Source organism: [Clostridium] ultunense DSM 10521 (assembly GCF_000511955.1).
In the GTDB taxonomy this organism is placed as follows: domain Bacteria; phylum Bacillota; class Clostridia; order Tissierellales; family Tepidimicrobiaceae; genus Schnuerera; species Schnuerera ultunensis.
In genome coordinates, this window is record NZ_AZSU01000006.1 from 5,736 (window position 1) to 24,471 (window position 18,736).

Here is an 18,736-nt window from a genome sequence, read left to right on the forward strand (position 1 = left end):
CGTCGCTGCATCAGAGTTCCCTCCATTGTGCAATATTCCCCACTGCTGCCTCCCGTAGGAGTCTGGACCGTGTCTCAGTTCCAGTGTGGCCGGTCACTCTCTCAAGCCGGCTACCCATCGTTGCCTTGGTGAGCTTTTAACTCACCAACTAGCTAATGGGACGCGAGACCATCTTCCACCGCTAACGCTTTAACTTAAATATCATGCGATTTCTAAGTTTCATAGGGTATTAATCCCGGTTTCCCGAGGCTATCCCCTTGTGGAAGGCAGGTTCCTCACGCGTTACTCACCCATCCGCCGCTAAGAAGTTTATCATTCCACCCGAAGGCTTCATGATAAATTCTTCGCTCGACTTGCATGTGTTAGGCACGCCGCCAGCGTTCGTCCTGAGCCAGGATCAAACTCTCATTTGAAAAGTTTGCCTGTTAAAATATTTCTTACTCAAAGTACTTCACACTGTTTAGTTGTCTAGGTTCATTTGTTGTCGACGCCTTTTAGAGCCGACTTTTATAATATAACAAATTTTAATATCCCTGTCAACATCTTTTTAAATTTATTTTATAAAAATATTAAATATTTATTAGTTGATGTTTAGGGAAGTTGATTATATCCTATTTTTGTTGTTTTGTCAATATATATCTTATTTCCAACCTAAAGTTTTTGCCATTTCCTTCCTAAGTTTCTCTATAACCTTTTTTTCTACTCTAGATACAGTCATTTGGGATATGTTTAACTCTTCAGCGATAGATACTTGGGTTTTATTATTAAAATATCTATCTACTAAAATCTTTCTTTCCATATCATTTAGCTTCTTCATACCCCTTAATAAGAAATCATTGTTTTCAATTTTACTAAAATAAACATCTTCTTCGCCTATTAGATCCGCTAGATTTACATCCTTATCATCTCCGTTAGAATCATAGGTTAAATCTAAAGATTGTGGAGTATATACTTTGCTTCCTTCCATAGCTTCTAATATTTCTTCCTCTGTAGAGTTTAAGTATTCCGCTATATCTTCTACTGTTGGAGATCGTTGAAGTTCTTGGCTTAAAGTAATTTTTGCGTTATTTATTTTTTTAGATAATTCCTGAATCCTTCTTGGTACTCTTATTGTCCAACCCTTATCTCTGAAATGCTTTTTTATTTCCCCAATAATAGTAGGAGTAGCAAAACTGGAAAATTCAAATCCTTTATCTATATCATATCTATCTATTGCATAAATAAGACCAATAGAAGCTACTTGATATATATCATCATAATCTATACCTCTATTAGCATATTTTTTTGAAAGTATTTCAGCTATATATAAATGCCTCTCTATAAGGAGTTCTCTTATTTTTAAATCTCTTGTTTCTTTAAATTTTTTAAATAGAGTTTTGGTATCTGTTTGATCTAAATCTTTCAAATCATCTTTTTCAAAGTATTTATTTGCTTTCATATATTACCATCCTCTATAAATTTAATCATTTCAACTCCTTTTTCTGAAAAGTTAACTTTATCCATTAAGGATTTAATTATTAAAATCCCTAGTTCCATCTCTTTGTTTTTTTCTTCTTTATTATCGCAGGTAGATACATTGTAGACTTTCATACTAAACCTATCTTCTTGTATTTCAAATATTATATCTATTTGGTCACTTTTATCTAATGCGTTTATACAAGCTTCTGCAATGGATACTTTTATATCATCTATATCATCAATATTAAATCCTACTTTATTTGCTATAGAAGATGAAGTTAATCTAGCTACAGCTATATAATCGGGTTTACTGGGAATGGTAAGTTTAAATATGTCCTTCTTCATACTATCACTCCTTGATTATAAATACCTTATCTAATTCAGTTATATCAAACAATTTCCTTATATTCGGCTTAATATTTTCCAAATATATTTTATTATCATTTTCTCTTGTTTTCTTAAGAATACTGATCAGTGTTCCTAAACCTGTACTATCTAAATAATCTAATTTTTGCCCATCTAATAATATATCCGCTTTTCTTTCATTAAAGGCTTCATTTAACCTTTCCTTTAGTTTTGGAGAAGTATATATGTCAATTTCTCCTTCTGGCAAAACTACCCATATATCCTTTTCGTCGTCATAGTTAATTTTAATACTTAAAGACATATTAATACCCCCTCATATCTACATTCATGTTTACTTAATTCTATAATAAAAAATAGCTAATGTAAAGTAAGTTAGTAGGATTTAATTATATTAGAAATAAAAGTATCCTTACATTAAAGGATACTTTTTGTAATGATTATTCATCTTCTACATATTTTGCTACTGCCATTACCTTATCATTTTCATTGTTTATTTTCATCAAAGTAACTCCTTGGGTATTTCTTCCCATGGATGAAATACCTTTTGAAATTAATCTGATTATTATCCCTGACATGGAAATCATTATTATTTCATCATTTTCATCAGTTACTTTAGCAGATACCAACTTACCTGTTTTATCCTTAACATTATAAGTTTTTATACCTACCCCGCCCCTATTTTGAATTCTATATTCGTCTAATGGAGTTCTTTTACCAAAGCCAAATTCACTTACTACTAGTAAATCTTTTCCTTCTTCTATTAAATCCATTGCTACCACTTCATCATCATTTTTCAATCGAATAGCTATAACTCCCATTGCATTTCTACCCATTTCTCTTACATCCTTTTCACTAAATCTAATGGACATTCCCATAGAGGTTACAACTATTATTTGCCTATTGCCATTGGTCTTTCTAACTGCTATTAATTCATCTTCTTCTTTTAAGCTAATAGCTATTATTCCATTTCTTCTTATATTTTTAAAGTTTGATAATTTTGTCTTTTTAATGAGTCCATTCTTAGTTATAAAAACTAGGTTACTTTTTGGATCATATTTTTCTATTGGAATAACCGCTGATATACTCTCATCTCCTGTTAGGTTTAATAAATTAACTATGGCTGTACCCCTTGCTTGCCTTCTACCTTCTGGTATTTCATAAGCTTTTAATGAATATACTCTACCTTTATTTGTAAAGAAAAGTATAGTATCATGGGTTGAAGTAATAAATAAATTTTCGACAAAATCTTCTTCTCTTGTAGTAAGTCCTGTAATCCCTTTTCCGCCCCTTCTTTGGATTTTATAAGTATCTTGTGGCATTCTTTTTATATATCCATAATGGGTTAAAGTAATGATTACATCTTCTTCTTCAATCATATCTTCTATATCTATTTCATCAGCTGAAGGCATTATTCTAGTCCTTCTTCTATCTCCAAATCTTTCTTTAATTTCTAGCAATTCATCTTTAATTATTTCATATATTAACCTTTCACTAGCTAATATTTCTCTAAATCTATTAATTTCTTTAATCAATGCTTCGTATTCTTCTTCTAGCTTTTCTCGTTCTAATCCTGTTAACCTTCTAAGCCTCATATCAAGTATGGCTTGAGCTTGTTTTTCAGATAGTTCAAAACTATTCATAAGTCTTTCTTTAGCTGTTGCTTCTTCTTTTGAACTTCTAATAATATTTATGACTTCATCTATATTATCTAATGCTATTTTTAAACCTTCTACAATATGAGCCCTTGCTTCAGCTTTGTCTAAATCAAATTGAGTTCTTCTAGTTATTATTTCTTTTTGATGTTCTAAATAATAGGTTAATATTTGCTTTATATTTAATACCCTAGGTTCATTATTTACTAAAGCTAACATAATAACTCCAAAAGTTACTTGTAATTGAGTTTGTTTATATAGATTGTTTAGAACTATATTAGGATTTGCATCTCTTTTCAATTCAATTACTATACGCATACCGTCTCTATCGGACTCATCTCTTAAATCTGAAATTCCTTCTAGTTTCTTATCTCTAACTAGTTCAGCTATCTTTTCTATTAATCTTGCTTTATTTACCTGATAAGGTATCTCCGTTATTATTATTTTATCTCTTCCCTTAGTATATTCCTCTATCTCAGCAACTGCTCTAATCCTTATCTTTCCTCTTCCAGTTTTAAAGGCAGATTTAATTCCATCTCTCCCCATTATCATAGCACCAGTTGGAAAGTCTGGTCCTTTAATAACTCCCATTAATTCTTCAATATCGATTTCCGGATTTTCTATTAACATGATTATCCCATCTATTACCTCTTTTAAATTATGTGGAGGAATATTAGTTGCCATTCCAACTGCTATCCCTGATGAACCATTTACCAATAGATTCGGAAATCTACTAGGTAGAACAATTGGTTCTTTTAAGGTTTCATCAAAATTAGGCATATAATCTATAGTTTCTTTGTTTATATCCCTTAACATCTCCAATGTAAGCTTAGTCATCTTTACTTCTGTATAACGCATAGCTGCAGCACTGTCTCCATCTACAGAACCAAAGTTTCCATGGCCATTTACTAAGGGATATCTAGTATTAAAATCCTGAGCGAGTCTTACCATGGCATCATAGACAGATGTATCTGAATGAGGGTGATATTTACCTAATACATCCCCTACTACCCTTGCAGATTTTCTATATTGTTTATCTGGAGTCATTCCTAATTCATTCATAGCATAGAGTATCCTTCTATGGACTGGTTTTAAACCATCTCTAACATCTGGAAGGGCCCTACTCACAATTACAGACATAGCATAATCTAAATAGGATTTTTTCATTTCTTCTTCAATATTTATTTCTATAATATTATTATCTATACCATCTTTATTATCTTTGTCCATTTTTCCCCTCCTATATATCTAAGTTTTTAACTAGTTTTGCATTCTTTTGTATAAATTCTCTTCTCGGTTTGACCTTATCTCCCATTAAAGTTGTGAAGATTTCATCTGCAACCAATCCATCTTCTACGGTTACTTGCAATAGTATCCTTTTTTCTGGATCCATTGTAGTTTCCCAAAGTTGCTCTGGATTCATTTCTCCAAGACCCTTGTATCTTTGAATAGAATAGTTGCTTCGGCCTATTTCTTCAAGCAATTTTTCTAATTCATTATCACTATAAACATAATGTTCAGCTCTACCTTTTGATACTTTATATAAAGGTGGCTGTGCAATATATACATGGCCATTATCTAATAATTCTCTCATATATCTAAAGAAAAATGTTAATAGCAATGTTCTAATATGAGCACCATCTACGTCTGCATCCGTCATTATTATTATCTTTCCATATCTTAATTTTTCAATATCAAATTCATCACCAATTCCAGTTCCAAAGGCTGTTATCATAGCCCTTATTTCTTCATATCCTAATATTCTATCTAATCTTGCTTTTTCTACATTTAGTATTTTACCCCTTAATGGAAGAATTGCTTGATACCCTCTGTCTCTTCCCTGTTTTGCACTTCCACCAGCTGAATCCCCTTCCACTATATATATTTCTGTTATTTCTAAATCATTTGATTGACAATCAGCAAGTTTACCTGGTAATGTGGTATTGTCTAAAATGCTTCTTTTTCTTGAAATCTCCCTTGCCTTTCTTGCTGCTTCCCTTGCCCTTGACGCACTAACTGCTTTTTCTAATACAGTTTTTCCAGATTTAGGGTTTTCTTCAAGGTATCTAGTAATAAAATCATAAGTTAAAGACTCTACAATTCCTCTGACTTCGCTATTACCTAATTTAGTTTTAGTTTGTCCTTCAAATTGAGGCTCCATAAGTTTAACAGATAATACAGCTGATAATCCTTCTCTTACGTCATCTCCTTGTAGATTCTCATCCTTTTCCTTTATATAGTTATATTTTCTACCATAATCATTAATAGCTCTAGTTAAGGCAGTTCTTAATCCACTTAAATGAGTTCCACCTTCTTGAGTATTGATGTTATTGGCAAAAGTATATATATTTTCCGAATATGCATCTGTATATTGCATTGCTAATTCTACTACAATATTATCTTTTTCAGCTTCAAAGTACATTATATCTTTATGAATTGGATTTTTATTTCTATTTATATATTCTACAAAGGATTTAATACCTCCTTCATAGTGAAATTTTCTATTTGTATTAGTTCTTCTATCTTCTAATTTGATCATTATACCCTTATTTAAAAATGCCATTTCTCTTAGTCTATATTCTAATGTTTCGAAATTGAAATCTACTTCATCAAAAATTTCTTTATCCGGTTTAAAATTTATTAATGTACCTGTAGTTTTAGCCTCTCCAACTATTTGTAATTCAGAAACAGGTACACCTCTTTCAAATTTCTGCATATATTCTTTTCCATCTCTTTTTACCTTTGCAATTAACCATTCAGATAAAGCATTTACAACGGAAACACCAACTCCATGTAAACCACCGGATACTTTATATGCAGAATTGTTAAACTTCCCTCCAGCATGAAGAATTGTTAGAACTGTTTCTACTGTTGATTTTCCAGTTTGAGGATGGATCTCTACAGGTATACCCGAACCATTGTCTTCCACTATTATGGAATTATCCTTTTCTATTACAATTTTAATAGTATCACATACTCCTGCTAATGCTTCGTCTATACTGTTATCTACTACCTCGTATACCAAATGATGTAATCCTCTTGATCCAGTACTTCCAATATACATACCTGGCCTTTTTCTAACTGGTTCTAATCCTGTTAATACTTGAATTTCTTCAGCTGTATATATTCTTCCATTATTTTCATTGGCCATTTATACTTACCTCCAATCTAGTTTCTATACTTTTATTCCTTTTCATAAGAGTAGCGGATGATATATTTGATGTATATACAAAATGTTTTTTTCCAGATTTTCTCTTTCTTCTAGGATTGTCACTAGAGCATGTTATTATATAGGTCTTTATATCATCCATATTTTCATTTGCTAAGAAATCATTTTTTAATAGGTTTTTAATATATCCATTATTATCTTTAGAATTCTCTAAAGAGTTTTTATCAATAATTGCTACTATATCTTTTAAAAATATATTTATATTATTACCAATGTGTAAAAACATATATCTACTCCTTTACTTGATGATCTTTCCATTATTTATATAGAATGTGGATCTTTCTAATTCTTTAAGTTCATCTAGATTGATAATATCTGTGGAAGTTATTATTGTTTGCATATCTTTAAAGGTTTCCGTAAGATATTTTCTCCTATCTAAATCTAATTCTGAATACACATCATCTAATAATAAAACAGGATAAACACCTCTTTCCATCTTAATTATCTCCACTTCAGATAATTTTATAGATAAAACTATAGTTCTTTGTTGACCTTGAGAAGCAAATACTCTAGCATCTATACCATTTATTTGTATTTGTATATCATCTCTGTGGGGACCTATTGATGTAATCCCCGTAATTAAATCTTTATCCACGTTTGTTTTTAACTGTTCTAAAAATTTTTTTTCTATAATATTTTTATCGGAAATATTTACATTAGAGTTATAGTTTAAATTTAACTCTTCCCTTTCCAAAGTCAATTTTTTATGGATCTCTTTAGCTATTTTCGATAGATTTTCAATAAATTGGATCCTATATATTATTATTTCCGTTCCTATCTTTGCAAGTTGTATATCGAATATTTCTAGTAAATTTATAATATGAGATTTTGGTTTATTAGATTTTAGTAAATTATTTCTTTGAAATAAGATCTTATTATACTTATTAATATTATATTTATAAACAGGTTTAATTTGGGAAATACTCATGTCCAAAAAATTTCTTCTCTCTCCTGGCCCATCTTTTATGAGTTTTAAATCATCAGGAGAAAAAATTACAACATTTAATCCACTATTTAATTCCTTAAAATTTTTTAATTCAATTTTATTGACTTTTATCCTCTTTGGTCTATCTTTTTCTAGTTTAATTTCTATTATTTTTTCCCTTTTATTTATATTAATTTTTGCTCCAATATAAGCCTCGTGCTTATTAAAATTGATTATCTCTTTATCCCTATTAGTTCTGAAAGATTTACCCATGGCACAAAAATAAATTGCCTCTAGCAAATTAGTCTTTCCCTGTGCATTTTTACCAACAAAAATATTTATATTTTTATTTAAATTTATATTCAAATTATGATAATTTCTAAAGTTTATGAGCCTAATACTTTCTACATTCAAAAAAAGCACCCCTCAAAAATACTTCATAAGTGATAAATCCTCAACCACATGGGTTGAGGCTTTATTTTATAAACCTACTTTATTATACCACAATTAACCTTTCTGTGTTCTCTATTTCAATAATATCTCCTTTTTTTATCTTTTTCCCCTTTTCTTTTACAATATTTCCATTTACTGAAACCATGCCCATATTTATAATATTTTTACTTTCGCCTCCAGTTTGAGTGATTCCTGCAAATTTAAGTAATTGGTCCAATTTAATAATATTTGTTTTTATTTTTACTTCTCTCATAACTTAATATCCACCTTTATTAATAATCTTCCTGAGCAAGTCGCACGGGTAATACTAAATAAGTATAACTTTTATCTTCCACAGGGTTTATTATACAGGGATTCAAACTTCCCATAAAATAAAGTTCTATTTCTTCAGAATCGATAGCTTTTATTCCATCAATAACATATTTGGAATTAAAGGCTATGTTAATATCTTCTCCTTCTTGTTTTGAAGGAACTTCTTCATTTACATTTCCTATTTCCGAATTGGATTTTATTATAATTTGATTATTAGCTATATTTAGTTTAACCAAGTTAGCTTTTTCTTCTTTGGCCAATAAGGATGCCCTTTCAAGACTATCTTGAAACTCTTTTCTATTCACTTTTATATTGGTTTTATGCTCTTTTCTAATAATATCTTTATAGTTTAAAAATTGACCTTCTAGCAATCTTGATGATACCACTGTATCTCCCATATCAAATATTACATGACCTGGAGCCGTGGTTATAGTTAAATCTTCTTCATCATCAAGTATTTTATTTAGTTCACCTAGTACCCTACCTGGTATTACTATTTTTATATCTTCTTTTAGGGCAACAGGAATACTTCTTAAAGCCAATCTATAGCCATCTAAAGCTACAAAAGATCCAATTCCGTTGGATATTTCTAATAAAACACCAGTTAGTATAGGTCTAGTTTCGTCCTGGGTAGTAGCAAATACAGTTTGCCTAATAGCAGATTTGAATAAATCCTTAGGAATATTAAAAGAGTTTTGGTTTATTATTGTTGGCAATTCTGGATATTCGTAGGGTGAACTACCCAATATATTAAATTCAGAACTTTCACAAGTAATATTTATACTATTATCCTTAACTTTAATATTTATTGAAGAATTAGGTAATTTTTTTATTATGTCACCAAATATCCTAGAATTTACAACAATAGCACCTTCTTCTATTATATCACAATCAAGATAGGTTTCTATTCTAATTTCTAGATCTGTAGCGGTTAACTTTAACCTTCCATTAACTGTTTCTAATAATATTCCATCTAATATTTGTAATGTAGTTCTGGTGGAGATACCTTTTTGTACTATATTAATATGATTTGATAAAGAACTTTGATCAACTTGTATTCTCAATTGATAATCCTCCTTTTCTTTTTCTCATTTAGATATAGATAGATAAATATATATTATAGTAGTAATAGTAGTAGGGGTTGTTAATATGTGAATAACTATATATGAGGTATAACCTTAAAGTGTTCTAGCATTTAATAACATGTTGATATTTAACTAATAACTATTAAAGTTATCCCCATTATTATAAGTCCATAAAACCTCTTTATTTGTTAACAATTAACTAACAGGTTTATTAACAATTTTTGTTGATTATTCCCCTTTAATATTTTGAATTATTCCATCTACTCTTTTTCTGAATTCATCGTTTTCAGCCATATCCACTGATATTTTATCATAAGCGTGTATTACAGTTGTATGATCTCTACCTCCAAATTCATCTCCTATTTTTGGTAAAGATAAATCGGTTAACTCCCGTGTCAGGTACATGGCTATTTGTCTTGGATAGGCTATGGCTCTAGTTCTTTTTTTCGAGTTAAAATCCTCCATTTTTACATCAAATTCTTTAGCTACTGAATTTTTGATTAATTCAACAGTTATCTTTCTAGGTTTATTATTAGAGATAATATCTTTTAAAGCTTCTTCGGCTAATTCTACAGTTACTTCTTTATTAGTTAAAGATGAGTAGGCTACAATTCTAATTAGTGCCCCTTCTAGTTCTCTAATATTTGACTGTATTTTTGAAGCAATATATAGCATAACATCATCAGGTACATCTATGTTTTCCATTTTAGCTTTTTTCTTAAGTATGGCAATCCTGGTTTCTAAATCTGGTGCTTGGATATCTGATATTAGGCCCCATTCAAATCTTGATCTTAGTCTATCTTCTAATGTTGGTATTTCTTTTGGTGGCCTATCACTAGAAATAATTATCTGTTTATTTGCTTCATGTAGAGCATTAAATGTGTGAAAAAATTCTTCTTGAGTACTTTCTTTCCCTGCAATAAATTGGATATCGTCTACTAATAATACGTCTACATTTCTATATTTGTTTCTAAATTCATTATTTCTATCATCTCTAATGGAATTTATTAATTCGTTTGTAAATTTTTCTGAAGATACATATACTACCTTTGATTCAGGAGATTGATTTAAAATAAAATGGCCTATAGCATGCATTAAATGAGTTTTTCCTAAACCTACTCCTCCGTATATAAATAAAGGATTATAAGCCTGTGCTGGTGCTTCAGCTACTGCTAATGAAGCAGCATGGGCAAATCTATTGCTATTTCCTATTACAAAGGTATCGAAGGTATATTTAGGATTCAATTGGGATCGTTGATTTAATTCATTATTATCTCCAGGCATAGATTGTCCAATATTAATATTTATTTCTTCCCCTGGAATTATAAATTGGATAGCATATTCTTCTTTTGTTATTTGAGTTATAGCATTTTTAATTAAATTTAAATATCTGGCTTCTAGTATACCCTTTGTAAATTCATTTGGAGCAGCGAGAATAACCCTACTATCTGCAATAGTAATAGGTTTAATGGTTTTGAGCCAAGTATTAAAACTAACTTCAGTTAGTTCCACTTTAATTAAATCCAGGACTTCGTTCCAGATATTGTCTAAATTTGAAACCATTTTTAAAATTCCTCCCATTTTATTTGTAAATTATAACCAAGTATAAATGTTTTTATAACTTTAATTAGGAAACAAAAATATTATAATTAAATAGATATTAACAGATTTATCCACAAAAAAATTAAATTAATAATAAATAAAATTAATAAAAATTGGTATAATAATTGTGGATAAGCTATTGATAGTTTGTGATTATAATTTTTATACATAATTAATCCACAACTATATTTTTAATAATTATGTGGATAACAAATCCGTTGAATTTAAGGCATAGGGATAAATTAATTTTTGGAAAGTAAATACTTATACACAATCTTATCCACAATCTGTGTATAACTAAAGGTTGTTTATAAAAGAAAACTTATCCACATATCAAATTTATAATATCAAAAAAAATAAATTATATCAACAAAATTATCCACAATATTAAGAACTTGTGAATAATTAAATCTGTGGATATGAATAGTTTAAATTTCTTGACATATAAGCCTTCAATAAATATAATCAATATTAGTATTTATGTTTTCCTTAACAAAAACTTAGAAAATTTCTGTAGATGGTTTTGAATAGAGGGGGTGTAGTTAAATGAAAAGAACTTATCAACCAAAAAGAAGACAGAGAAGTAAGGAGCATGGTTTTAGAAAAAGAATGAAAACTAAAGCAGGAAGACGAGTAATTAAAAATAGAAGAAGAAGAGGCAGAAAGAGATTAACAGCATAAGGCCGCAACAATGGTGGCCTTTTTGTCTACAAGGAGCATTGTAATGGATAAGAAATATAGGTTAAGGAAAAATCAAGATTTTAAAAAGGTTTATAAAAGAGGAAAGAACTATTGGAATCGAAATTTAATTTTACATGTGATGGAAAATGGATTGGATCATTCTAGGGTCGGTTTTACCGTTTCGAAAAAGATAGGAAATAGTGTAGTTAGGAATAGAGTGAAAAGAAGGTTGAAAGAGATATTTAGAAGAAATTTTAATAATGTGAAGGAAGAATATGATATAATAATAATACCAAAGAGAAATGTGGTAAGCATAGGACATAAGGAATTAGAAAGTGCAATGCTTCATGTTTTAAAATTAGCTGATCTTTTAAAAGATATAGGTGAAAAATAATGGCTAAATTAGCTATTTTATTAATAAAATTTTATCAGCAATTTATTTCAAAGTATATTTTAACGGGGAAAAACTGCAGATTTTATCCAACTTGTTCTCAGTATTCTATTGAAGCTTATGAAAAGTATGGCTTTATTAAAGGAACTAATTTGAGTATACGTAGAATTTTAAGATGTCATCCATTTAATAAAGGAGGATACGATCCGCTAAAATGATTGGGGGTTAATAAATGACTTCGTTTTTAGGTAATTTATTAGGAGGTTTACTAAAGTTTGTATTCGATATGGTTTCTAGCATTGGTACAGAATCTGAGCTTCTTTCTTATTATGGTATAGCGATTGTATTGACTACAATTATTTTTAAATTTATTCTTCTACCTATAAGTTTGCATCAGAGTAGATCTACGAAGAAAATGAATGAATTACAACCGAAAATAAAGGAAATTCAAAATAAATATAAAAATGACCCACAGACCCAAAATGCAAAGATGATGGAATTATATAAAGAACATAATTATAATCCAGCTTCTGGGTGTTTAATATTGCTTATCCAATTTCCTATAATAATCGCTTTTTTTAATGTTTTAAGAGATCCTATAAGATTTGTATTCAAAGACCCAAATATATATAATGCAATTAATAAAGGTTTTTTATGGATTCCAAATTTGGAACAACCTGATCCTTATCTATGGGGATTACCTCTTTTAGCTGCATTAACTACTTTTTTACAAAGCAGGCTTATGACTAGTAATATAGAAGCTAATCCTCAAGCTGAATCCACTCAAAAAATGATGAATATATTCTTACCTGCTATGATTTTCATGGCTGCAAGATCCTTCGCAGCTGGTATAGGAGTATATTGGGTTATAGGCAATATATTTCAAATAATTCAGCAATTAATATCTAACAGGTCTTTGGGTAAAATTAAGGAGGAGACAAGATAGAATGAGGTCCGTTGTTAAGGTAGCGAAAACTGTTCGTGAGGCCATCGAAATTGCGTTAGAAGAATTGAGTGTTAGCGAAACGGATATTCAGGTAGAGGTACTTGAAGAGCCAAGTAAAGGTTTATTTGGAATAATAGGTACTAAAGATGCAATAGTTAAAGTAACCGTGATTAATGACCCAGTGGAGATTACAGAGAATTTCTTAAACAGAATTTTATCGGCTATGAATATTAAAGGAAATGTATTGGTTAGAAGAGAAGATTCCTGTCTAAAAGTTGAGATTATAAACATTAATTCTTCTGATATGGGTATTGTAATAGGTAAAAGAGGTAATACTTTAGATGCGATACAGTATTTATTAAGTCTATCCGTAAATAAAAATAGGGATGATTATATTAAGGTAATAGTAGATATAAAAGGATATAGAAAGAAAAGAGAAGCGACTTTAATTAGATTAGCAAATAGGATGGCTGAAAAGTCTAAATATAGTAAAAGGCCAGTCAAGTTGGAGCCTATGAATCCATATGAAAGAAGGATTATCCATTCTGCATTACAGAATGTAAATGGTATAGCTACTTATAGCGAAGGAGAAGAACCTTATAGAAGAGTAGTTATTCAAGCAAAATAGACCTTTAAGAAACCCAGTGCTATACTGGGTTTCTCTTATAGTTATAGTGTTTAATGAAAGGTATGGTGAAAATTATGAGTGATACAATTGCGGCTATTTCTACTGCTATTGGAGAAGCTGGAATTGGAATCGTTAGAATGAGTGGAAAAAAATCCATTCATATTGCAAACAGATTGTTTAAAAGTAAAAGGATAGAAAATTTGAGGGATGGAGAAAATAGAAAACTAATCTACGGCCATATTATTGACCCAAAGAATAATGAAATTATTGATGAAGTATTGATTGCGTATATGCAAGAACCATATACTTATACTAGGGAAAATATGGTGGAGATATATTGTCATGGTGGAATTATATCCGTAAAAAAAATATTAGAGTTGGTTTTGGAAAATGGTTCTAGATTAGCAGAGCCAGGAGAATTTACTAAGAGGGCTTTTTTAAATGGAAGGTTGGATTTGGCTCAATCGGAGGCAGTGATAGATATGATTAGGGCTAAAACGGATAGGTCCTTCCAAGTTTCATTGGATCAATTAGAGGGTAGCTTATCTAATAAAGTTAGAAAAATAAGAGATTTACTATTAGAAATAATTGCTCATATAGAGGTTTCTATTGATTTTCCTGATGAAGATGTTGAAGAGGTTACTTATGAGGAATTAGAAGAAAAAGCTAGATTAGTAAATAGGGAAATAGATAGATTATTAGAAACATCTGATAGGGGAAAGATATTAAGGGACGGTTTAAGTACAGTAATTTTAGGTAAACCTAATGTAGGAAAATCTTCCTTACTAAATGCTATTTTAAGGGAAAATAGGGCTATAGTGACTAATATTCCAGGTACTACTAGGGATATTATTGAAGAATATGTAAATATAGATGGTATACCATTAAAGATTGTAGATACGGCTGGAATTAGGGCTACTGATGATTTAGTAGAAAAAATAGGCGTGGATAGGGCCAGAGAAATGGTGGATAAGGCAGATTTGATAATAGCAGTATTTGATGCTTCAGATAATTTAACCGATGAAGACTTTCAAATTATAGATATAATCAAAGAAAGAAAATCTATAGTTTTGCTAAATAAGACAGATCTACCAAGTGAATATGATGAAGATTATCTTAAAAAATTGTTACCCGATAAAGAAATTATAGTTACCTCTATTATCAGTGGAGTAGGAATAGGCAGACTAGAGCAAGCAATAAAGGATATGTTCTATAGAGGAAATCTAGAAATAGAAAGCGATGTAATAGTAACTAACTTAAGACATAAAAATCAACTTATAAAAGCTAGGAAAAATATTGAAGATGGATTGAATGGTATTATTTCAAATGTTCCTTTAGATTGTATAGAAGTGGATATAAAAAATTGTTGGGAAAATCTAGGGGAAATTTCTGGAGATACAGTTGGTGAGGATATTTTAGATAAAATATTTTCAGAATTCTGCATAGGCAAATAGTTTTAAAGAGGTGCAAAGGATGAGAGAAATAAAGAAATTTCATGCAGGAGATTTTGATGTAATAATTGTTGGGGCTGGCCATGCTGGATGTGAAGCAGCATTGGCTACCAGTAGGATGGGTATGAAAACCTTAATGCTTACTATGAGTCTAGATTCTATAGCGGATATGCCTTGCAACCCTAATATTGGAGGTACTGGAAAAGGCCATCTAGTTAGGGAGATTGATGCATTAGGTGGAGAGATGGCTATAAATATAGACAAATCTTTTATTCAAAGTAGGATGCTAAATACTTCAAAAGGACCAGCTGTACATTCTTTAAGAGTTCAGGCAGATAAAAAGAAATATCATAAGGAAATGAAAAAAGTATTAGAACAGGAACCTAATCTCACTTTACGTGAAGGAGAAGTTATTGATATTCTTGTAGAAGATAGTATAACTAAAGGACTTGTCACTAGAACTGGTGCTACCTATAATGGAAAAGCAGTTATATTAGCTACAGGAACATATTTAAAAGGAAGAATATTCATAGGTGAAGTCAATTATTCTAGTGGTCCTGGAAGTTTTTCTCCATCTAATATCCTTTCGGATTCGTTGATGAAACTAAATATAGAGTTAAGAAGGTTTAAAACTGGTACTCCAGCAAGGGTTCATGGTGATACTATAGACTATTCCAAAACGGAAATTCAGCCGGGAGATGATGAAATTATTCCTTTCTCTTTCCTAAATATTGATAAGAAATTTGATATAGAGCAGGTTCCTTGTTATTTAACTTATACCACACCTTTAACCCATGAGATAATTAGGAGAAATCTTTCTAGATCCCCAATGTATTCTGGAGATATTGAAGGGGTAGGACCAAGGTATTGTCCATCTATTGAAGATAAGGTGGTAAGGTTTAGTGATAAAGAGAAGCATCAGGTATTTATTGAACCAGAGGGACTGGATACCAAGGAAATGTATGTGCAAGGGGTTAGTTCTACTTTACCAGAAGAAGTACAATTGGAGATGTATAAGACTATTACTGGTTTGGAAAATGTCCAGTTTATGAGGTCTGCTTATGGTATTGAATATGATTGCATAGATCCTACTATATTGAAAAGGACTTTGGAACATAAGGAAATACAAAATCTATTTTTTGCAGGTCAAATTAACGGTTCATCAGGGTATGAAGAAGCAGCTGCCCAAGGACTAGTGGCTGGAATCAATGCGGTAATGAATATTGAGGGTAAGGAACCTTTTATATTAGATAGGTCAGAAGCTTATATCGGAGTATTAATTGATGATTTAGTGACTAAAGGGACAGATGAACCTTATCGAATGATGACTTCAAGGGCAGAATATAGGTTAACATTAAGGCAGGATAATGCAGATCTGAGATTAACAGAAAAAGGGTATAAAATTGGCCTAGTAACTGAGGAGAGATACAGAAAAACTTTAATGAAGAAAGAATTAATGGAATCGGAACTTAGTAGATTAAAAAAGGTGATTGTAACACCTACTGCTAAAATAAACGATTTTCTAAAAAAATTAGGCAGTACGCCATTAAAAACAGCTTTTAGTTTATACGATTTGATTAAAAGGCCAGAACTTGATTATGAATCTTTGGCTGAAATTGATCCAGATAGAAAAGAATTACCGAGGGAGATCAGATTACTAGTTGAAACTCATATTAAATATGAAGGATATATAAAGAAACAGATGGCACAAATTGAACAGTTTAAAAAATTGGAAAGTAAGAAACTGCCTGAAAATCAAGATTACAACGAAATTAAAGGGTTAAGTAATGAAGCTAAACAAAAATTGAATCAAATTAAGCCAGATTCTGTAGGGCAAGCATCTAGAATATCCGGTGTTTCTCCGGCAGATATTAATGTATTGTTAATCTATTTGGAACAAAAACGCAGAGGAATGAAGGGAGAAAAAAATGACTAATGTAAATACATTAATTAAAGGTGCAAATGTTTTAGGTATTGAATTGAATAAGGATGAAATAGATAGTTTCATTTTATATAAAGAATTGTTAAAGGAATGGAATCAAAAAATTAATATTACTTCTATAACTGATGACGAAGAAATAGATATTAAACATTTTATAGATAGTATAACTCCTTTATCTACAGACTTATTCGCTGAGGATGTAAGGATGATAGATATTGGTACTGGAGGAGGTTTTCCAGGTATACCTCTGAAAATTATTAATAGGGATATGGAAGTAGTATTACTTGATAGTTTGAAGAAGAGGATTACTTTTTTAGAAGATATAATTGATAAATTGGCTTTAGAAAAAATATTTCCTATACATGGTAGAGCGGAAGAGTTAGGTAGGGATAAAAATCATAGAGAAAAATATGATATAGCAATTTCAAGAGCAGTAGCATCTTTAAACACCCTTTCTGAATATTGTTTGCCCTTTGTAAAGGTTGGAGGATTTTTTATATCTATGAAAGGACCCGATGTTGATGAAGAATTAAAGGAAGCAGAAAAATCTATAAAGATATTAGGTGGAAATTTAAATGATGTAAAAGTAGTTAATCTACCATTAAGTGATATTACCCATAGTTTGATAATAATCGAAAAAATAAAGGGAACTCCGACAAAATATCCTAGAGGTGGAGGTAAACCTAAGAAGAAACCCTTATAATTAGTGGTAAAATGACGAAGGAAAGTTTGGGAAATTAGGAGGAAATAATTTTGTTTTCTAGAATATATAGAACGTAAGACAAAATAAGTTTATTGGGAAGAGGGGAGTCTAATGAAAAGTGCACAACCAGAAATTAAGTATATTCCTATTGAGTCCATTAAACCTAATCCATATCAACCAAGAAAGGATTTCAATAAGAAATCCTTAGAAGAGTTAAGTCAATCCATAAAAGCTTTTGGATTAATTCAGCCAATTAGTGTAAGGAAATTACAAAATGAAAATTATGAACTTATTGCTGGAGAAAGACGGCTTAGAGCATCTGAGCTGGCTGATCTTGGAGAAATTCCTGCTATAATCGTTGAATATAGGGACAAAGAGTCTGCTATGTTAGCTTTAATTGAAAATTTACAAAGGGAAGACCTGAATTTTATTGAGGAAGCGGAAGGTTATAATAATTTAATTGTAGATCATGGATTTACCCAACAAGAATTAGCACAAAAAATAGGTAAGAGTCAATCAACTATTGCTAATAAACTAAGGATTTTAAAACTTCCAGAAGATATTAAAAAGGATTTAATTGAATACAATTTAACGGAGCGACACGGACGAGCCTTACTAAAATTACCTGACTACGATTTAAAAAGGGAAGTATTAGATAAAGTTATTAATAAAGATTTAAACGTTAGTAATACTGAAAAGTTGGTAAATGATATATTGAATGATTTAACAAAAGATGAAATGGTTGAAGAAAGGCAAAATATCAAGGGATTGATTAGCACCCGGATCTATTTAAATACCATTAAAAAAGCTTATAATGCTATAAAGGATAGTGGGATTGATGCTAAATATTTTGAAAAGGACAAAGGCGAATATGTAGAGGTATCTATTCAGATACCTAAAAGATAATAAAAG

Annotated in this window: 19 protein-coding genes and 1 other annotated feature; of the genes, 9 read left to right on the top strand and 10 right to left on the bottom strand. The window is 30.4% G+C overall.

Annotated elements, in window-relative coordinates:
- Positions 1–371: a sequence feature (16S ribosomal RNA rRNA prediction is too short), on the bottom strand.
- Positions 372–640: 269 nt separating this feature from the next.
- From CUL_RS0113030 to dnaA, 10 genes are all read right to left on the bottom strand, one after another.
- Complete coding sequence (locus tag CUL_RS0113030; RefSeq protein ID WP_005587146.1) at positions 641–1,438, bottom strand: SigB/SigF/SigG family RNA polymerase sigma factor; 798 nt, start codon at positions 1,436–1,438, stop codon at positions 641–643.
- Positions 1,435–1,803: an ATP-binding protein gene (locus CUL_RS0113035; RefSeq protein WP_005587147.1), complete on the bottom strand. Its 369-nt coding sequence runs from the start codon at positions 1,801–1,803 to the stop codon at positions 1,435–1,437. The genes CUL_RS0113030 and CUL_RS0113035 overlap by 4 nt, the downstream gene beginning before the upstream one ends.
- 4 nt (positions 1,804–1,807) lie before the next feature.
- A complete protein-coding gene (locus CUL_RS0113040) occupies positions 1,808–2,125 on the bottom strand; it encodes an STAS domain-containing protein (protein ID WP_005587148.1) in 318 nt (105 codons plus the stop codon).
- 136 nt (positions 2,126–2,261) lie between these two features.
- Complete coding sequence (gyrA, locus tag CUL_RS0113045) at positions 2,262–4,706, bottom strand: DNA gyrase subunit A (RefSeq protein ID WP_025642147.1); 2,445 nt, start codon at positions 4,704–4,706, stop codon at positions 2,262–2,264.
- A 10-nt stretch (positions 4,707–4,716) separates the two neighbouring features.
- Complete coding sequence (gene gyrB, locus CUL_RS0113050) at positions 4,717–6,627, bottom strand: DNA topoisomerase (ATP-hydrolyzing) subunit B (protein ID WP_025642149.1); 1,911 nt, start codon at positions 6,625–6,627, stop codon at positions 4,717–4,719.
- The gene (locus CUL_RS0113055; RefSeq protein WP_005587151.1) at positions 6,617–6,931 is read right to left on the bottom strand and encodes a hypothetical protein; all 315 of its coding nucleotides are present in this window, start codon (positions 6,929–6,931) and stop codon (positions 6,617–6,619) included. Before CUL_RS0113055 ends, gyrB begins: the two co-directional genes overlap by 11 nt.
- Positions 6,932–6,943: 12 nt before the next feature.
- Positions 6,944–8,044, bottom strand: a complete 1,101-nt coding sequence (gene recF, locus CUL_RS0113060; RefSeq protein ID WP_005587152.1) for a DNA replication/repair protein RecF — start codon at positions 8,042–8,044, stop codon at positions 6,944–6,946.
- Positions 8,045–8,126: 82 nt separating this feature from the next.
- Positions 8,127–8,336, bottom strand: coding sequence for an RNA-binding S4 domain-containing protein (locus CUL_RS0113065; protein WP_025642151.1), 210 nt, complete (start codon positions 8,334–8,336; stop codon positions 8,127–8,129).
- Positions 8,337–8,355: 19 nt separating this feature from the next.
- Complete coding sequence (dnaN, locus tag CUL_RS0113070) at positions 8,356–9,459, bottom strand: DNA polymerase III subunit beta (protein ID WP_005587154.1); 1,104 nt, start codon at positions 9,457–9,459, stop codon at positions 8,356–8,358.
- A gap of 249 nt (positions 9,460–9,708) precedes the next feature.
- A complete protein-coding gene (gene dnaA, locus CUL_RS0113075) occupies positions 9,709–11,043 on the bottom strand; it encodes a chromosomal replication initiator protein DnaA (protein WP_005587155.1) in 1,335 nt (444 codons plus the stop codon).
- A gap of 585 nt (positions 11,044–11,628) precedes the next feature.
- Here dnaA and rpmH point away from each other — a divergent pair.
- From rpmH to noc, 9 genes are all read left to right on the top strand, one after another.
- Positions 11,629–11,763 (top strand): 50S ribosomal protein L34, encoded by a 135-nt coding sequence (gene rpmH, locus CUL_RS0113080; protein ID WP_005587156.1) that lies wholly within the window; start codon positions 11,629–11,631, stop codon positions 11,761–11,763.
- A 43-nt stretch (positions 11,764–11,806) separates the two neighbouring features.
- A complete protein-coding gene (rnpA, locus tag CUL_RS0113085) occupies positions 11,807–12,157 on the top strand; it encodes a ribonuclease P protein component (protein WP_005587157.1) in 351 nt (116 codons plus the stop codon).
- A complete protein-coding gene (gene yidD / locus CUL_RS0113090; RefSeq protein WP_025642153.1) occupies positions 12,157–12,372 on the top strand; it encodes a membrane protein insertion efficiency factor YidD in 216 nt (71 codons plus the stop codon). Before rnpA ends, yidD begins: the two co-directional genes overlap by 1 nt.
- Positions 12,373–12,386: 14 nt before the next feature.
- Positions 12,387–13,100, top strand: a complete 714-nt coding sequence (locus tag CUL_RS0113095; protein WP_005587159.1) for a YidC/Oxa1 family membrane protein insertase — start codon at positions 12,387–12,389, stop codon at positions 13,098–13,100.
- Position 13,101: 1 nt separating this feature from the next.
- Positions 13,102–13,728: an RNA-binding cell elongation regulator Jag/EloR gene (gene jag, locus CUL_RS0113100; protein WP_005587161.1), complete on the top strand. Its 627-nt coding sequence runs from the start codon at positions 13,102–13,104 to the stop codon at positions 13,726–13,728.
- A 74-nt stretch (positions 13,729–13,802) separates the two neighbouring features.
- The gene (gene mnmE, locus CUL_RS0113105) at positions 13,803–15,182 is read left to right on the top strand and encodes a tRNA uridine-5-carboxymethylaminomethyl(34) synthesis GTPase MnmE (protein ID WP_201767903.1); all 1,380 of its coding nucleotides are present in this window, start codon (positions 13,803–13,805) and stop codon (positions 15,180–15,182) included.
- Positions 15,183–15,201: 19 nt separating this feature from the next.
- Positions 15,202–17,115 carry a tRNA uridine-5-carboxymethylaminomethyl(34) synthesis enzyme MnmG gene (mnmG, locus tag CUL_RS0113110; RefSeq protein WP_005587165.1) on the top strand — a complete coding sequence of 638 codons (1,914 nt, stop codon included), beginning with the start codon at positions 15,202–15,204 and terminating at the stop codon, positions 17,113–17,115.
- Complete coding sequence (gene rsmG, locus CUL_RS0113115; protein WP_005587167.1) at positions 17,108–17,824, top strand: 16S rRNA (guanine(527)-N(7))-methyltransferase RsmG; 717 nt, start codon at positions 17,108–17,110, stop codon at positions 17,822–17,824. The genes mnmG and rsmG overlap by 8 nt, the downstream gene beginning before the upstream one ends.
- A gap of 111 nt (positions 17,825–17,935) precedes the next feature.
- Complete coding sequence (gene noc / locus CUL_RS0113120) at positions 17,936–18,730, top strand: nucleoid occlusion protein (RefSeq protein ID WP_005587168.1); 795 nt, start codon at positions 17,936–17,938, stop codon at positions 18,728–18,730.
- Positions 18,731–18,736: the final 6 nt, after the last annotated feature.

Excerpts from the sequence above, each read along its gene's own strand:
- noc (WP_005587168.1), top strand. The coding sequence starts at position 17,936 with ATGAAAAGTGCACAACCAGAAATTAAGTATATTCCTATTGAGTCCATT.
- CUL_RS0113030 (WP_005587146.1), bottom strand. The coding sequence starts at position 1,438 with ATGAAAGCAAATAAATACTTTGAAAAAGATGATTTGAAAGATTTAGAT.
- mnmG (WP_005587165.1), top strand. The coding sequence starts at position 15,202 with ATGAGAGAAATAAAGAAATTTCATGCAGGAGATTTTGATGTAATAATT.
- CUL_RS0113065 (WP_025642151.1), bottom strand. The coding sequence starts at position 8,336 with ATGAGAGAAGTAAAAATAAAAACAAATATTATTAAATTGGACCAATTA.
- jag (WP_005587161.1), top strand. The coding sequence starts at position 13,102 with ATGAGGTCCGTTGTTAAGGTAGCGAAAACTGTTCGTGAGGCCATCGAA.
- rpmH (WP_005587156.1), top strand. The coding sequence starts at position 11,629 with ATGAAAAGAACTTATCAACCAAAAAGAAGACAGAGAAGTAAGGAGCAT.
- CUL_RS0113035 (WP_005587147.1), bottom strand. The coding sequence starts at position 1,803 with ATGAAGAAGGACATATTTAAACTTACCATTCCCAGTAAACCCGATTAT.
- CUL_RS0113055 (WP_005587151.1), bottom strand. The coding sequence starts at position 6,931 with ATGTTTTTACACATTGGTAATAATATAAATATATTTTTAAAAGATATA.
- gyrA (WP_025642147.1), bottom strand. The coding sequence starts at position 4,706 with ATGGACAAAGATAATAAAGATGGTATAGATAATAATATTATAGAAATA.
- rsmG (WP_005587167.1), top strand. The coding sequence starts at position 17,108 with ATGACTAATGTAAATACATTAATTAAAGGTGCAAATGTTTTAGGTATT.
- rnpA (WP_005587157.1), top strand. The coding sequence starts at position 11,807 with ATGGATAAGAAATATAGGTTAAGGAAAAATCAAGATTTTAAAAAGGTT.
- dnaA (WP_005587155.1), bottom strand. The coding sequence starts at position 11,043 with ATGGTTTCAAATTTAGACAATATCTGGAACGAAGTCCTGGATTTAATT.
- gyrB (WP_025642149.1), bottom strand. The coding sequence starts at position 6,627 with ATGGCCAATGAAAATAATGGAAGAATATATACAGCTGAAGAAATTCAA.
- mnmE (WP_201767903.1), top strand. The coding sequence starts at position 13,803 with ATGAGTGATACAATTGCGGCTATTTCTACTGCTATTGGAGAAGCTGGA.
- CUL_RS0113095 (WP_005587159.1), top strand. The coding sequence starts at position 12,387 with ATGACTTCGTTTTTAGGTAATTTATTAGGAGGTTTACTAAAGTTTGTA.
- CUL_RS0113040 (WP_005587148.1), bottom strand. The coding sequence starts at position 2,125 with ATGTCTTTAAGTATTAAAATTAACTATGACGACGAAAAGGATATATGG.
- yidD (WP_025642153.1), top strand. The coding sequence starts at position 12,157 with ATGGCTAAATTAGCTATTTTATTAATAAAATTTTATCAGCAATTTATT.